The sequence below is a fragment of the Caulobacter sp. GW821-FHT11A05 genome, assembly GCF_058809015.1.
On sequence record NZ_JBXASF010000002.1, the window covers coordinates 573,033 to 588,976 of the forward strand.

Genomic DNA, 15,944 nt, shown 5'->3' on the forward strand with positions numbered 1-15,944 from the left:
ATCAGTTTCGACAGCTTGTCGCGACGCCGGCCGATGCCCAGCCTGCGAGCAACACAGAACAAGACGATTGGGGAGATCACCATGGTCCGCACGCCGGCACGCCGCGCCCTACTGGCGCTGGGCGCTTCATTCATCGCCCTTGCGGCGGCGGCTCCCGCCGTCGCCCAGGAGCCGGCCCCGGTGGTCGAGGTCGACACCCTGGTGGTGACGGCCAACCGTCGCGAAGAGGCTGTCAACGACGTGCCGATGGCGATCCAGGCGTTTCGCGGCGAACAGCTGGAGGCCTTGCGCGTCACCGACGTGAAAGACCTCTCGAGCGTGGTCCCCAGCTTCACCGTCTCGCGCAGCTACCAGGGGGTGCCGACCTACACCCTGCGCGGAATCGGCTTCAACACCATCAACATGTCGGCCACCTCGACCGTCGGCACCTATGTCGACGAGGTCGCCTACGCCTATCCGATCATGAATGCCGGTCCGGTCTTCGACCTGGAACGGGTCGAGGTGCTCAAGGGGCCGCAGGGCACCCTGTTCGGCCGCAATACCACCGCCGGCCTGATCAACTTCGTCACCGCCAAGCCGACCGACGAGCTCGAGGCCAGGCTCAGCGCCGAGTTCGGCAACTACGAGACCACCAACCTCGAAGGAGCCATCTCCGGCCCCTGGGGCGACAAGTTGCAGGCGCGCTTCGCCTTCCGGCTGGAGAAGGGCGACGAGGGCTGGCAGGAGAGCGTCAGCCGGCCGGGCGACACCCTGGGCCGGGTCGACCGCTACGGCCTCCGCGCAGGTCTGGCCTTTCAGCCCAACGACAGCATCGAGATCGACTTCTCCTACAGCCTCTGGGCCAACAAATCGGACACCCTGGCGGCGCAGGCGATCGGGTTCACCCCCGCGACCGCCGCCAGCCCGTTCAACGCCCCCGGCCTGACCGCCTTCGTCGCCTCCCGGCCCTTCGATAACGCCACCCAGGCCGACTGGGCGCCTGACGCTCGCCGTCGCACAGACGTCGGCACGGGCCTGGGCATCGACAAGCCGCTGGAAGAGGACAGCCGGTTCGAGGGCTACAAGCTGCGCGCGGCCTTTGATCTCCCGGCTGGCCTGCGGCTGGTCTCCCTGACCAGCTATGCCGACATGCAACGCAAGTCGGCCTACGACTGGTCGGGCGCGCCCTATGAGATCCTGATCCAGGACGCCGACGGCCGCATCAGGAGCTTTGGTCAGGAGCTCCGGCTCGAAGGCTCCAACGACCGCGTCACCTGGCTGTTCGGCGGCTACTACGCCAGCGACGACATCCTCGATTCCAACCGCACCATCCTGCAGGACAACGCCAACGTCGGGCTGATCCGCTTCTTCACCGCCAGCCTGCTCGGCTCGCCGTTCAACAGCGGCGGCTATACCCCGCTGCAGGCCAGCCAGGCCTTCCGCACCTTCGTCGACATCGGCGAGATCGACACGACCACGGCCAGCGTCTTCGCCAACGCGGACTGGACCCTGACCGACAGTCTCAAGGTCACCACCGGCGTGCGCTGGACGCGGGACGAACAGTCCTACGAGGGCTGCTCGCGCGACTTCAACGGCAACATGCTGCCCAATGTGAACGTCACCAACCGGGCGCTGTTCTTCCCGGTCTACGGCCTGATCGCCCCGATCAGCCAGGGCCAATGCAATACGTTCAATCCGAACACCGCCGCTTTCGGCTTGGTCACCTCGGAGCTGGACGAGACCAATGTGGCCTGGCGGCTGGCGCTGAACTGGTCGCCGACCGACGACATCCTGGCGTTCGCCTCGGTCTCCCGCGGGGCCAAGGCCGGGGCCACGCCGATCAACGCGGCCAACATCTCGACCCAGAACGCGCCGGCCCGGCAGGAAATGCTGCTCGCCTACGAGGTCGGGGTGAAGGCCGGGCTGTTCGACCGCCGGGTTCAGGCCAATGTCTCGGGTTTCTACTATGACTACGAGGACAAGCAGCTCAGCGTCTACTTCGCCGACCCGATCTACACCGCCCTGTCGCGCCTCAACAACGTCCCGGAATCGCGGGCCTACGGCATCGATGGTGATGTCACCTGGCGGATCACACCGGAACTGACGGCCATGGCCAGCGCCGTTTGGCTGCAGACCGAGGTGATCGGCTACACCGGCATCAACGCCGCCGGCCTGCCACAGGACTTCGACGGGGCCGAGTTCCTCTACAGCCCCGAATGGCAGACCAGCTTCACCCTGGCCTATGACGGCCAGATTGGCGAAACCGTCGGCCTGCAGGCGGCGCTGAACTACCGCTGGCAGTCGGAGAGCCAGGCCGACCTGGAAGGCAATCCGTTGTTCGCCATCCCCGAATACGGCCTGCTGACCGGCAGCGTCGGCTTGTCGTTGGACGACAAGCGATGGGGGATCACCGTCTGGGGCCGTAACCTGACGGACGAGTACTACTGGTCGGCGGTCAGCAGCAACGCCAACACCGTGGTGCGCTTTCCGGGCATGCCGCGCACGTTCGGCGTGACCCTGTCCATGCGCTATTGAGGCTGGCGGCGAGCAAGGCCCCCCGCGCGGATGGAAACCCAGGGACCCTGATGGTCCAAATCCCGCTCCGCGCGCTTGCGGAGGGGGCCGGGCTCGGACAAGCTGGCGCCGATGACACGGCCCAGCCGATCAGGAGCCCTTGGATGAGCCATCAGGCCGCCGAGGATATGCGGATGGTCGTCGCCCTGGCAGAGGCCCTGGCGGCGGAAGGGGCGGCGATCGGACTACCTTACGTGGCGGCAACCGCCGACATCGGCAGTCCGGACCCGATGCGCGACGCCGACGGCCGGCCGCTGGCCGAAACTGTGTTCCGCTGGCTCGATCCGGATCTGCGCTATTGGGAAGACCGGGGTTTCGCCCTGCGGTCGGCCTTTGTGCAGGCGGCCCGGACCAGCGCCGAGCCCTTCTATTTCGCCGGCGGGCGGCTGGCGACCTGGCGATACAGCCCGGTCCTGGAGGGGATCAACGCCGGCGGGCCGATGGAGACCTTCGGGATCGGCAGCGCCATCATCACGCCGGCGTACCAGCCCTATGGTGTGATCGGGGCGGTGGTCTGGGCCTCGCCCGATCCGGACCTGGACGTGCGGGCCATCTTCCTGGCCAAGGCCGCGGACATTCACCTGCTGGCGCTCAAGCTGATGAGCGTCTACGCGGAGGCGCGGCTCGGCTCCGCGGTGGCGCCGGTCAAACTGACCCGCCGGGAGATCCAATGCCTGAAGTGGGCGGCGGCCGGCAAGACCGACGGGGACATCGCCGAGATCGTCCAGATCTCCCTGCCGACCGTCCGCTTCCACGTCACCAACGCCGCTCGGAAGCTGGGCGCGCAGGGCCGGTCCCTGGCCATCCACCGGGCCGCGGCCCTCGGCTACATCGGCGCGGACGGGCCGGGCGGCGGCGCCCGTCCGCGTCGCCGTGCCCCTACTCGTTGAGCCGCTTCCCCTCCTTGGCGGCGCGAACCAGCCGGATGAACTCTGCCCGTTCGCCGTCCGGGTCGCGGCCTCGGGCGCCCTGCGCCAGGCCCTCGATACGGTCCCAGCCGAAGCCCGGCGACAGCCAGGGATCGCCGCGCAGGGTCTGGCCGTAGGCGGCGACGGAGACGGCCCAGCGGGTGGCTTCCGGGGCGGCGTCGACGCTCGGGAAGGCCGAGGCCGCGCCGATCGGCTGCTGGATCAGCTTGGAGGTCCGGCCGCCGGGCAGCTTGTAGCGGATCTTCAGGAAGGCCAGTTCGCCGGCCGGGCCGGGTTGCTCGGCGGCGCCTTTCCCATAGCGAAGGGGATCGACGCTGGCCGGGCCGCCGACCGGGGTCACCTCATAAAGGGCGGTGACGCTGACGCCGGAGCCGACTTCGCCGGCGTCGACCTGGTCGTTGTTGAAGTCCTCCTTGGCCAGCATGCGGGTCTCGTAGCCGATCAGGCGGTATTCGCTGACCGCCGCCGGGTTGAACTCGACCTGGATCTTCACGTCGTCGGCGATCGGGAAGACGCTGCCGGAGAAGTCGTCGCGGAACAGCTTGCGGCCCTCGTCCAGGGTGTCGACATAGGCGGCCGTCCCGTTGCCGTTCTGGGCCAGGCTCTGCATCATCGCGTCGTTGTAGTTGCCGCGCCCGAAGCCGTAGACCGACAGGTAGATGCCGGTCTTGCGCTTGTCGGCGACAAAGTCCTTGAGCTTGGCCGGGTCGGCGACGCCGACGTTGAAGTCGCCGTCGGTCAGCAGGATGACCCGGTTGACCGCGTCCTTGCGGAAGTTCTGCTGAGCCAGGGCGTAGGCCAGGGCCAGGCCCTCGCCGCCGGCCGTCGAGCCGCCCGAATGCAGGGAGGCCAGGGCGCAACGCATCTTCAGCTTCTCGGCCCCGCCGGTGGGCTCAAGCACCGCTCCGGCCGAGCCGGCGTAGGCGACCATCGACACCCGGTCTTGCGGCGACAGCTGGTCGATCAGCAGGTTCAGCGTCTTCCGAGCCAAGGGCAGGCGGTCTTCGGGACTCATCGAGCCGGAGGTATCGATGAGGAAGACCAGGTTCAGCGGTGGCTGTTTGGTCAGCGGGATGTCGTAGCCCTGCAGGCCGATATGGACGATCTGCTTGCCGGCCGCCCAGGGCGAGGGCGTCACCGCCGTATAGGCCTTGAACGGTTCGGCGGCGCTGCCGGGGGCGGCGTAGTCATAGTCGAAATAGTTGACCAGTTCCTCGACCCGCACGGCGTCCTTGGGCGGCAGCCGGCCATCGGTCAGGAAGCGGCGGACGTTGGCGTAGGAGGCGGTGTCGACGTCGATGGAGAAGGTGGAGACCGGGTCGGCAGCGACCTGGTGGATCGGGTTGGAGGCGGCGCCGGGATACTTCTCGGTCTCGATGTCGCCGGCGCGGGGCGGCGGCGGGCTCTTCATCCGGCCGGGGGCGACGCGGCTTTCACGCTTGGCCTGCTCGGAGGTGATCACCGTGATCGGCGCTATCGAGACCATGTTCGGCTGCGGGATTCGCGTGCCGGTGATCGCAAGCTCCGAGACATCGCCCGCCTCCGGGCTGTTGGGCGGCGGCGGCGGCGGGGGTGGTGTCGGCAGGGCCCGGGCGCCGGTGTAGCCGCCGTCGGCGTCGCGGGTTGGGTCGAAGCCCAGTTTTGCGCAGGCGTCGCGGCTGACCTCGCCGTCCTGGGCCCCCGGGCCGGCCTTGGCCTGAGCGAAGAGTGGCGCGGTTGGCGAACTGGCGGCCATCACCGCGCAGAGCACCACGGCGGAGACGGGTCGAAAACGGTTGAGTCCAGGCATGCTGATTCCCCTTGCATCCCATTGCGGCGCTCAGGTCGCGCTCCAATCAAGGCAATTTATAGACGTAATATGAGCGCTTCGAAGGCGTACCCTTGTTATGCAACCCGGGAATTCCCCTGCCGCGAGAATGCTGTTCATCGCCGCTTCAGGAACGGGGCAGGAGAGTTCCATACCCTCGGTGGGCGAACTTGACAGAGAGTGATCCGGGACCAATGGTGGCCCGTTAATTATGGTTAACGGCGGGGATATGGGGGCTGCGATGTACGAAGCCGAAAACGCCGTGACCGGGGTGGGCGATGTGAGTGAATCCGTTATGCCGTCACGGCTTGCCGTGATCGGAAGCAGAGTGCGTACCGTGCTGATCGGGGTCGCCGTGGCGGCCGTCGTCGGCCCGCTGCTGGGCTGTGACACCGCGCCGGGCGGCCTGTGGGGCAAGAAGGACGGCGGCGCCTGTCCGCGGCCCCAGCTGGCCACCGTCGCCTCGCCGCAGTTCAACGCCCAGCAGCAGGAGATTCGCATCCTGCGGCGCGGCGCCTTCCGGGGCGATTTCTTCGCCCAGCTGGAGCTGGGCCGCCGCTACGAGGGCCAGCGAGCCATCGACCGCAACCTCGACGATCCGGTCGAGTCGGCGGTCTGGTACACTATGGCCCTGACCAACCCCGACGGTTACGCCCAGGTGGCGTCGTCCGGACGTCGCGGCGGCAACGGCGACCCGACCGCCACCTCGCGCTTCGACCATTGCCGCGCCGTCGAGCGGAAGAATGCTTACGGCACGCTCGACCGCCTGCTGTCGCGGATGGACTCCAACGAGCAGGACGCCGTGCGCAATCGCGTTGTCTATGTGCTGTCCAGCCAGGGGGCCGAGGGCTTCCGCACCCTGGCCCGCATCCATGACGACGGCTTCGGCATCTTCGGCGAGCCCAGCGACAACCGCCAGGCGATGGACGCCCGGGGGCGGCCCTACAAGCCGGGCACCCCGTCGGTGATCAACCTGTTCCCGCGCAACGACGTCGACGCCTACCTCTACAACTATCTCGCCGTTCAGACCGGCGACGTCGGCGCCTATGTCATGCTCAAGGACTTCGAGCGCTCGACGCCGCAGCGCGGCGGCTACGGCAGCTTCGTCGAGGCCAAGGCCAAGCGCTGGGTGCCGCCTTACGAATTCTATCCGCCGGACGCGCCGACCTCGGGCGTGCCGCATGTCGACGAGAGCAACTGGCGCGACGAGGCCACCGACGTGGCGCTCGACCGGCTGCGCGAGCTGCCCTTCGTGCACATCGCCGAGGCGCTGAGCTACCTGAACGTCATCCAGGGCAAGCCCACGAAGGAAGACGAGTTTTATCCGGGCGACATCCAGACCCTACAGGCCATGCTGGGCCGCGAACCGACCGGCCGGCTGAGCGGCATCGAGAAGGTGCGCGCCATCCAGTACGCCGCCGTCAACGGCTCGCCCAAGGCGCAGCTGGTGCTGGCGGTGATGTATTCCGAAGGGGTGGGGGTGCGCCGCGACTACGCACGCGCCTTCCACTGGTATTCCGAGGCTGAAAAGCAGGGTTCGGCCGAGGCCAAGTACGCCATGTCGACCTTCTTCTCGCTCGGCATGGACGGGGTGGCCGATCAGGACAAGGCACAGGCCGTTGTCTACCAGATCGACGGCGCCCTGGCCGGGTTCAAGCCGTCGGTGGGGCGGCTGCAGCAGGTGCTGGCCCAGGTTTCGCGTGAAAACCGGCAACAGAACCGCCGGGGGGATTACCGCTGATGGACAAGACGCCTTCCTTCCGCCGGCTGTTGCTGGCCGTCGCCACCGCCATGGGGATCGGCCTGACCGCCGCGCCGGTTCCGGCCCTGGCCCTGCCCGACGCCCAGGTCGATCAGCAGATCCGTCCCAACTTCGGCGGCCTGATCAATCCGCCGCTGAAGCCCCGCTACCGGCCCGACCGCTGGAAGCCCGGCCGCTACAAATGGGGCCGCAAGCCCTACCGCCCGGGCTACCGGCCGCGCTACGACGACGGCTATTACGATGACTATCCGCGCGACCAGATGGTCGCCGTGGTCGACTGCGGCAGCGGCGTCTACATCGCCGGAGCCAGCAGCGCCGACACGGGCGGCGGCAGCTATGGCGGGGCTCCGCCGCTGGCCGGCGCGCCGCCGCAGGCCGGTGGCGCGCGCAGCGCCCCCCCGCAAGCCGGCGGCTATGGTGATGACCGGGGCGATGACCGGGGCGACAGCTATTCGACCCCCGATCGCGGCTCCAGCTACAACGATCCGCGGGGGTCGTCGGACGACAGCTACGGCGGTTCGGCCGGCTATTCGTCGCCGACCCCGGTGTCGGACGCCCTGCGCACCCTGGCTGACAACGGCGTGCTTTACATCCGCGGCTCGGCCGCCTGCACTGAGACCATCGTCGTCGAGCATCCGGTGATCATCGCCGGCGAAGGGCCGTCGATCTTCGCCACCGGGGCCGAGACCTCGACCGCCTTGATCACCCCGGCGGCCGGCGCCGCCTGCATCCGCATCGCGTCCGGCGTGAAGGGCGTCGAGCTGCGCGACCTGACCCTGAAGACCCAGCAGGGCGGCCGCATGCCCTGCATCGAGGCCTGGGACGCGGAAGTGGCCCTGGTGCGCACCACCGTCGAATACTGGGGCGACGCCTCGGCGGTCTATGCGTCGGGTGGCCGGGTCATCATGCGCGACAGCGTCATCGAGGCGAAGAGCTGGGATCCGGCCGTGCTGATCGAGGGCGCCGTCATCGACATCGCCCGCACCAAGATCGCCGGCGAGGCGGCCGGCGTCGACCTGACTCCGGGCAACGGCGAGAGCCGGCTCGACCAGGTCGGCATCGTCGCCCGTGGCGGCGAGACGCCCGGGGACGTCGGCCTGCTGGTCCGCGGCCTGCGGTCGGGCACGGGTTCGATGACCATCCGCAACGTCGTGGTCTGCGGCTGGAACACCGCCCTGCACCTGGAGCGCGGCGCCAATGTCGACATCGCCCGCAGCCGGCTGTGCGACGCCCAGCGCGGCGTCATCTCGGCCGGGGCCAGCCTGACCATCCGGGAAAGCGCCATCGGGGCGCGCGAGATCGGCGTCTACGCCGGCTCGGGCCGCACCAAGGTTTCGCGCAGCCGCTTCTACGGCGGGGCGCGGCCGGCCTATGCCGAGCCTGGCGCCATCCTCGAGCTGGAGGACAACTGGGTCTATTCGGACGGCGACTGCTGGCGGGCCCGGTATGACCGTGGGCTGTACTGCATCTCGTCGCGGAACCTGCCTGGGTCGCTGCGCGAGCGTGGCTGGTCGGGCGGCTATCGCCGCGGCTGGGAGAGCGATGGCTACGACTACGGCTTCCAGCGCGACGGCGCCCCGATGCCGCTGCCGCCGGAACAGCCGCCGAAACAGAAGCGCGGCTGGGGCGGCAAGCCGGCGCCGAAGCCGGCTTACTAAGGGCGGCGTCCTCCCTCCCCGAATGGGGAGGGCAGGCGCGCGTCGCGCGCCGGGTGGGGCAGTGGGTCACCACTGCCCGCTGGTGAAGCTCCTCAGTGCATGGTCTCGAAAGCCGGTGACCGACTTCCCCACCCGACGCGCGTAACCGCGCGTCTGCCCTCCCCATTCGGGGAGGGAGGTTACAGCTTCGGCGCCACCCGGGCCTTCGACGCCTGCTCGTAGGCATACCCAAGGTTCAACAGCGTCGCCTCGCTCCACTTCGGGCCCACGAAGCTCAGACCCACCGGCATCCCCCGCACCAGGCCCATCGGCACCGTCAGGTGCGGATAGCCCGCCACCGCCGCGGCGTTGCCCGCCCCGCCGCCGACGTAGCGGTCGCCGAGGATGGGGTCGATCAGCCAGCTGGGGCCCAGGGTCGGGCCGACCAGGGCGACGACCCTGTTGTCGGCCAGGAGCTTGTCGAGGCCGCCGCGCGCCACCCGGTCGGCGGTGGCCTTGGCCTTAAGGTAGTCGGGGTCAGTAAGGCCGCCGGTCTTCTGTGCCTGTTCGAACAGGTCCTGGCCGAAGATACCCATTTCCTGCGCGGCGTGCGCCTTGTTGAAGGCGATGACGTCGGCGAGGGTGCGCACCGGAACCTTGGCCGGATCGGTCGTCGCCAGGTAGTCGGCGAGGCCGACCTTCAGCTCGGTCAGCAGGATTGTCAGTTCCGAATTGCCGGCCTCGGACCGGTTCGGAAACTCCTTGATATCGACCAGGATGGCGCCCTGGGCCGCCAGCACCTTCAGCGCCGCCTCGAAGGCCGCGTCGGTCTCGGTATGGAAGCCGGTGGCGTAGCGCATGACGCCGATCCGCTGGCCCTTGAGGGCGGCGGGGTCGAGGCCGGCGCCGTAGTTGCGCTTGTGCGCATCGGCCTCCTTCGTGGCCGGATCGGCCGGGTCGGAGCCGGCAATGACGCTCAGGAGTTCGGCGGCGTCACGGACGGTCGTGGTCATCGGGCCGGCCGTGTCCTGGCTGGCGCTGATCGGGATGACGCCGGTGCGCGAGACCAGGCCGACGGTGGGTTTCAGGCCGACCAGGCCGTTGACCGAGGCCGGGCAGGTGATCGAGCCGTCGGTCTCGGTGCCGATCGCCGCCCAGGCCAGGCCCGCCGCCACCGCCGCGCCGGAGCCCGACGAGGAGCCGCAGGGGCTGCGGGCCGGGTCATAGGGATTGCGCGTCTGGCCGCCGACGGCGCTCCAGCCGCTGACCGAGTCCGAGGAGCGGATGTTGGCCCATTCGGAGAGGTTGGTCTTACCGAGGATGATGACGCCCGCCCGGCGCAGGCGGGCGACGATGGGGGCGTCCTTGGCCGGGACATTGTCCTTCAGGGCCAGGGAGCCGCCGGTGTTGGGCATGCCGGCGACGTCGATGTTGTCCTTGATCAGGATCGCCGCGCCGTTCAGCGGCGGTGGCGTGGGCTGGGCGATAGACCGGCGGTCGGCCGCCTCGGCCTGGGCCAGGGCGGTGGGATCGGCCCGCAGGATCGCGCCGACCTTGCCGTTGATCGCCCTGGCCCGGGCGATGTAGCCCTTCACATCATCGACATGGCTGCTGGGCGGCTCGGCCGCGGCGGCGGTCAGCGGCAGGGCGGCGATCAGGGCGAGGGCGAGCAGGCGCATGAGCGATCCTTCAGACGTCAGCCGAACGGAAAGCGGCCGGTCCACCAGGCGATGGCCAGCCAGATCAGCAGCATCACGCCGCCGGCGAAACCCAGCGACAGCATGAGGTCGCGCGATGGGCGCAAACGGCCGCCTCCCGATCCGTGGACGCTCACCTTGCCCCGATCGGACCGGCCCCGCCAACCCCGTCGCCGGCGTCATGGCCCAAAGAAAATGGGCCGGGGATCGCTCCCCGGCCCAGTGGCAAGAAGGTGGGAGGCGGTTAGAAGGCCTTCTTGACGGTCAGGAAGAATTGCCGCGGCGGCGCGGTCAGCACCGTCTGGGCCGTGCCGGCGGGGTCGCGGGCCACGAAACCGCCCGAGCCGATGGTCGAGATGTAGTCCTCGTCGAGCAGGTTGGTGATGTTGCCCTGCACCTCCAGCCCGTCCATCCAGCCCCCTTCGAAGCGGTAGCCGAGGGTCAGGTCGGCGACGGTGGTGGCGTCGACCAGGCCGCCGATGTTCTCGTAGGCGTAGTAGCGCTCGCCGGTGTAGCTGAGCGACAGGGCGCTGAAGAAGCCGCCCTGTTCATAGGACAGCTCGGCCTTGAACAGGTTCTTGGGGCTGTTGACCACCGTCTTGCCGGCGGTGGCCATCTCCACCACGCCGGTCGAGGACAGGACGTCGTCCTGATACTGGGAGTCGTTGTAGGTGTAGGAGGCGTAGAGCGACAGGTTGTCGGTGATCTCGAACTGGCCGCCCAGCTCGATGCCCTTGGTCTCCACCGAACCGACGTTCGACAGCACCGCCGGCAGCCCGAGGATCGGGGCCGCCGTGCTGGCGTTCAGCAGGCGATTGTCGAAGGTCACATGGTAGAGGGCGGCCACGCCCTGGAAGCGGTCGTTGTGGTAGCGCAGGCCCAGTTCGAAGGTCTCGGAGGTTTCCGGGGCCAGCGAGCCGGACACGTAGTCGACGACCGACTGCGTCTGGCTGGCGAACGGGCCGGCCGTGGCGGCGGCGACGAAGGCGGCCATGTTCTCGGTGTAGCCGCCGAACACCTCCAGCCCGTCGATCGGCTCATAGACGAAGCCGACCTGGGGCAGGAAGCTGTCCTTGGAGGTGATGTCGCCGCTGAGCGTGCGGGCCGGGTTGGAGACGAAGAGCGTGCTGACGTGGCTCTCGACCTCCAGGGCCTTGAAGCCGAAGTTGACCTTGAACTGCTCGCTGAGGGCCCAGACGTCCTGCAGGTAAAACTGCGTGGTGGTCGTGTCGAAGGCGTATTCCCACTGGGTGAAGAAGGGGTTGGACTGGAAGTCCAGCGGGTCGCGCGAGGGGGCCGCATAGGTCTCGGCGTAGAAGCGGCGCGCCTGGTTGAAGGCGTTGTTCTCATACCAGACCCCGCCGGAGACGGTGTGGTCGCCGATCTCCCAGGTCAGGTCAGCGAACAGGCCCTTGCGGTCGATGTCGTACTCGGTGGTGCGGATCGACAGCGGGGCGGCGTTGGAGCCGACCGTCCCGAAGCCGGGGCTGGGGACGTAGGGCGTGTACCAGAGGCCCTGGCCCTCGTTGGTGTGCATATAGCCGTTCAGCGACAGCCGCAGGCCTTCGCTCAGCGGGGTGTCGAAGCTGAGGCGGAACAGGTCATCGTCGCGGATGCCGGCCCCGGCGTAGTAGGCGTCGTCGACCGTGGCGAACGGGGCGGGCAGGGGCGCGCCGGTGTTGTAGGCCTGGGCGGCGGCGACCGCGAGGTCCCAGTCGGGCTGAGTGTTGTCCCAGTCGCGGCCGAGGCGGTCGATCATCTCCAGGGACAGATCCTGGTAGTCCTGCTCGCGGCGTTCGGAGTGGCTGTAGTAGCCGGTCAGGGCGGCGTCCTCGGCGATCGGCAAGACCAGCTTGACGTCGTACTGCCGCTGCTTCTGCTCGCCGCCGCCTTTCCATTTGTCGGTCTGCTGGTCGGCGATGGAGACGTAGCCGCGCAGGCCGCCAAGGGCCGAGAGCTCACCGGTTTCGAGACGACCGAAGATCCGGCGCATCTGGTCGGAGCCGATGGTCCCGTTCAGCTGGGCCGCGAAGACGTCCGAGGGATCGCGGGAGAAGAACTGCAGGGTCCCGCCGAGGTTGGAGCTGGAGGCGGTGGCCAGCGAGCCGGCGCCCTGGGACAGCTCGACCCGGCCGATGTCCTCGCTGGCGATGGCGCGGCTGACGTGCAGGCCGTTGTGGTTGCCGTAGCTCATGTCGCCGAGCGGCACGCCGTCGAGGGTGAAGCCGAGCTGGTTCTGGTTGAAGCCCCGGATGGTGATGCGGGTCGACCATTCGTAGGCGCCGAAGGGGTCGGCCGACTGGAAGGTGACGCCGGGCAGCAGGTCGACCACCTTCAGCGGGCTGACGCCGGCCACGGCCTCGGCCATCTGGGCCTGGTCGACCGTCTGGACCTGACGGCTCTGGCCCTGGCCATAGATGATAACGGCGTCCAGTTCGCTGTCGGCGGTGGTCACGACCTCGTCGGCGGCGAAGGCGGCCGAAGCGAAGGTGACCGGGGCGATGGCGAGGGCGAGCGCGCTGACGCCCAGCGCAAGTTGGCGTTTCATGATGGTCTATCCCCTTGATGCGGGCGCGCCTTGGCGACCCGCCCGATGGGGCGGCCTAGCGGGGGCCGGCGACGGTTTGGCGAAGGCCGCGCGACGGCTGTTTGTCGGTTCCGCGTCGGTTTTCTGAAGGCGTTGAGCGGACAGGGAAAATCGGCCCTGGCCTGGGCGGGGAAATCGCCGTCCGGGTCAGCCCGCCGTTATCGGCTGGCGCACTTGGTCTTGTCGCCAGCCTTGCAGGCCTTCACCGCCGCTTCCCAGTCGGCCTGGGCCTTGGCGTTGGCCGCCTCCTGGGCCGCCACCCGCGCCTGGTAGTCGGCCATTTCCTTGGCGTAGGCGGCCTTGGAGGCCGCGATCTGGGCGTCGCGGGCCGCCTGGGCCGCCTTGAAGTCGGCGTCGGCCTTGCGGTTGCGGGCCTCGATGGCGGCGTTGCGGGCGTTGATGTCGGCGTTCAGCCGCCGGGTGCCGGCGTCCTGGGCGGCCAGCTCCTCGGGACTCATGGTGCGGCGCGACCAGGTGTCGTTTGGATCCTTGGGAGCCTCGGCCGGTTTGGTGGCGACCTGCACGGGCGCGCCGTCGCCCTCGTAGCGGTCGGGGCTGGAGGCGTGGGCGACGGGCGTCTCGCGCCGGCCGCCGATCAGGCCGCTGCCGTTGACAGACACCAGCCGCGCGGGCCCGCCGTCGCTCGGCAGGGTCAGCTGCAGGCTGCAGTCGCTGACCACCCATTTGGTCGCTCCGCGGCCGGGCGTCGGCGTGCGGCAGGTTCCGGCGAAGGTGGAGCGCTTGTCGCCGTTGCCCAGGGTGTCGGTGCGCTGGTAGGCGAGGCCCTGGACCAGCACGTCGCCGTCGGAATAGCCGGCCTTGCGGTCGGCCTCCGACAGCCGGCTGATCCGGCCCGAGCTGCCCTTGATGGTCACCGCGCTGCCGCCGCTGGGCCAGTCGCCCTGCAGGGGCGCCAGGCGGTCGGCCGGGGTGGCGGCGATGGCCGCGCCGGCGGACAGGATCAGGCCGAGGGCCAGGAGGGCAGGGCGGTGCATCGTCGTCGTCATCCTAGAAGGGCGGTCGGCGGCATGGATTCCATGGAACCGCCCCGCCTACACGTTCCAAATTCGTAACCATGATGAGGCCGGGGACAAGCCGGCGCCATTGCCTTCGCCCCTCGCGGTCGCTACATCCCGCGCCCAACTCCCCAACCCACTCCGATCGAGATCGCGCGCCCCCATGGCTGCTCAATACATTTTCCAGATGCAGGGCCTGTCCAAGGCGTTTCCTGGCGGCAAGAAGATTTTCGAGAACATCTGGCTGTCCTTCTACCCGGACGCCAAGATCGGCGTGGTCGGCGTCAACGGCTCGGGTAAGTCCACCCTGCTGAAGATCATGGCCGGCATCGACAAGGAATTTAACGGCGAGGCCAAGGCCGCCGACGGCATCAAGCGTGGCTACCTGGAGCAGGAGCCGCACCTCGACGACAGCAAGACCGTCTGGGAAAACGTCATCGCCTGGTGCGAAGAAAAGACCATCTTCGACCGCTTCAACGCCGTCGCCGCCGAGATGGGCGAGAACTACACCGACGAGTTGATGGAGGAGATGACCGCCCTCCAGGAGAAGATCGACGCTGGCGACCTGTGGGACATCGACAGCCGCATCGAGATGGCCATGGACGCCCTGCGCTGTCCGCCCAACGACAGCGGCGTGACCCAGCTGTCGGGCGGTGAGAAGCGCCGCGTGGCGCTGGCCCGCCTGCTGCTGTCCAAGCCCGACATGCTGCTGCTCGATGAGCCGACCAACCACCTGGACGCCGAGTCCGTGGCCTGGCTGCAGCACCACCTGGAGGCCTTCCCGGGCTGCGTCATCCTGGTCACCCACGACCGCTACTTCCTCGACCAGGTGACCAAATGGACCCTGGAACTGGACCGCGGCAAGGGCATCCCCTTCGAGGGCAACTACTCCGGCTGGCTGGAACAGAAGACCAAGCGGGTCGTGCAGGAGCAGTCCGAGTCTGAGTCCCGCCAGCGCGCCCTGACCCGCGAACTGGAATGGGTGCGTTCCGGCGCCAAGGCCCGCCAGGCCAAGTCCAAGGCCCGTCTGGCGGCTTACGACGAGATGGTCCGCGAACAGGAAAACAGCCGTCAGGCCCAGACCCATGCGGTCATCCAGATCCCGCCCGGCCCGCGGCTGGGCAACGTCGTCCTCGAGGTCACCGACCTGGAGAAGGAGTACGGCGAGAAGATCCTGTTCAAGGGCCTGACCTTCCGCCTGCCGCCGAACGGTATCGTCGGCGTCATCGGGCCGAACGGGGCCGGCAAGTCGACCCTGTTCAAGCTGATCACCGGCCAGGAAAAGCCCGACGCCGGCACCGTCAAGGTCGGCGAAACGGTCAAGTTGGCCTACGTCGACCAGAGCCGCGACGACCTCGACCCCAACCACACCGTCTGGCAGGCGATCAGCGGCGGCACCGACGTGATGATGGTCGGCAAGCGCGAGCTGAACAGCCGGGCCTATGTCGGCAGCTTCAACTTCAAGGGCGGCGACCAGCAGAAGAAGGTCGGTCTCCTCTCCGGCGGTGAGCGCAACCGCGTCCACCTGGCCAAGACCCTGGCCACCGGCGGCAACCTGATCCTGCTCGACGAACCGACCAACGACCTCGACATCGAGACCCTGCAGAACCTCGAAGAGGCCCTGGAAGGCTTCGCCGGCTGCGCCGTGGTCATCAGCCACGACCGCTGGTTCCTCGACCGGCTCGCGACGCACATCCTGGCGTTCGAGGGCGACAGCCATGTGGAATGGTTCGAAGGGAACTTCGAAATGTACGAGGAAGACAAGAAGCGCCGCCTCGGCGTCGACAGCCTGATCCCGCACCGGATCAAGTTCCAGAAGTTCGCGCGGTAGGGCAGGCTCGGCCGCCTGAAAACCTGTGACAGACGCGCTGACGGCTCTACCCGCCGCGGGGTGAGTCCGCTAGGGTGACGCTTTCGGGCGGCGCCGTCGGCTGGCTCTGCTTTCAGTACCGGGGG

At 68.6% G+C, this 15,944-nt stretch carries 9 protein-coding genes; 5 read left to right on the plus strand and 4 right to left on the minus strand.

Annotation, left to right across the window (positions count from 1 at the left end; genetic code table 11):
- Positions 1-81 precede the first annotated feature (81 nt).
- On the plus strand, positions 82-2,514 hold the full coding sequence (locus AC1RSK_RS05690; protein WP_492906333.1) for a TonB-dependent receptor: 2,433 nt from the start codon (positions 82-84) through the stop codon (positions 2,512-2,514).
- A 143-nt stretch (positions 2,515-2,657) separates the two neighbouring features.
- Positions 2,658-3,443 (plus strand): helix-turn-helix transcriptional regulator, encoded by a 786-nt coding sequence (locus AC1RSK_RS05695; protein ID WP_492906335.1) that lies wholly within the window; start codon positions 2,658-2,660, stop codon positions 3,441-3,443.
- Here the strand turns inward: AC1RSK_RS05695 and AC1RSK_RS05700 are convergent.
- Positions 3,433-5,271 (minus strand): vWA domain-containing protein, encoded by a 1,839-nt coding sequence (locus AC1RSK_RS05700; protein ID WP_492906336.1) that lies wholly within the window; start codon positions 5,269-5,271, stop codon positions 3,433-3,435. The two genes, AC1RSK_RS05695 and AC1RSK_RS05700, sit on opposite strands and share 11 nt — an antisense overlap.
- Before the next feature lie 346 nt (positions 5,272-5,617).
- On the opposite strand from AC1RSK_RS05700, the gene AC1RSK_RS05705 reads away from it, so the two are divergent.
- Together AC1RSK_RS05705 and AC1RSK_RS05710 are read left to right on the plus strand one after the other, a co-directional pair.
- A complete protein-coding gene (locus AC1RSK_RS05705; protein WP_492906338.1) occupies positions 5,618-7,030 on the plus strand; it encodes a tetratricopeptide repeat protein in 1,413 nt (470 codons plus the stop codon).
- Positions 7,030-8,709: a hypothetical protein gene (locus AC1RSK_RS05710; RefSeq protein WP_492906340.1), complete on the plus strand. Its 1,680-nt coding sequence runs from the start codon at positions 7,030-7,032 to the stop codon at positions 8,707-8,709. Before AC1RSK_RS05705 ends, AC1RSK_RS05710 begins: the two co-directional genes overlap by 1 nt.
- Before the next feature lie 179 nt (positions 8,710-8,888).
- On the opposite strand, the gene AC1RSK_RS05715 is transcribed toward AC1RSK_RS05710, so the two are convergent.
- The 3 genes from AC1RSK_RS05715 to AC1RSK_RS05725 form a co-directional block, all read right to left on the minus strand.
- Positions 8,889-10,367 (minus strand): amidase, encoded by a 1,479-nt coding sequence (locus tag AC1RSK_RS05715; RefSeq protein ID WP_492906342.1) that lies wholly within the window; start codon positions 10,365-10,367, stop codon positions 8,889-8,891.
- A 262-nt stretch (positions 10,368-10,629) separates the two neighbouring features.
- Complete coding sequence (locus tag AC1RSK_RS05720) at positions 10,630-12,933, minus strand: TonB-dependent receptor (RefSeq protein WP_492906343.1); 2,304 nt, start codon at positions 12,931-12,933, stop codon at positions 10,630-10,632.
- A 197-nt stretch (positions 12,934-13,130) separates the two neighbouring features.
- Positions 13,131-13,967 carry a hypothetical protein gene (locus AC1RSK_RS05725; protein WP_492906345.1) on the minus strand — a complete coding sequence of 279 codons (837 nt, stop codon included), beginning with the start codon at positions 13,965-13,967 and terminating at the stop codon, positions 13,131-13,133.
- 184 nt (positions 13,968-14,151) lie between these two features.
- On the opposite strand from AC1RSK_RS05725, the gene ettA reads away from it, so the two are divergent.
- On the plus strand, positions 14,152-15,819 hold the full coding sequence (ettA, locus tag AC1RSK_RS05730; RefSeq protein ID WP_492906347.1) for an energy-dependent translational throttle protein EttA: 1,668 nt from the start codon (positions 14,152-14,154) through the stop codon (positions 15,817-15,819).
- Positions 15,820-15,944: the final 125 nt, after the last annotated feature.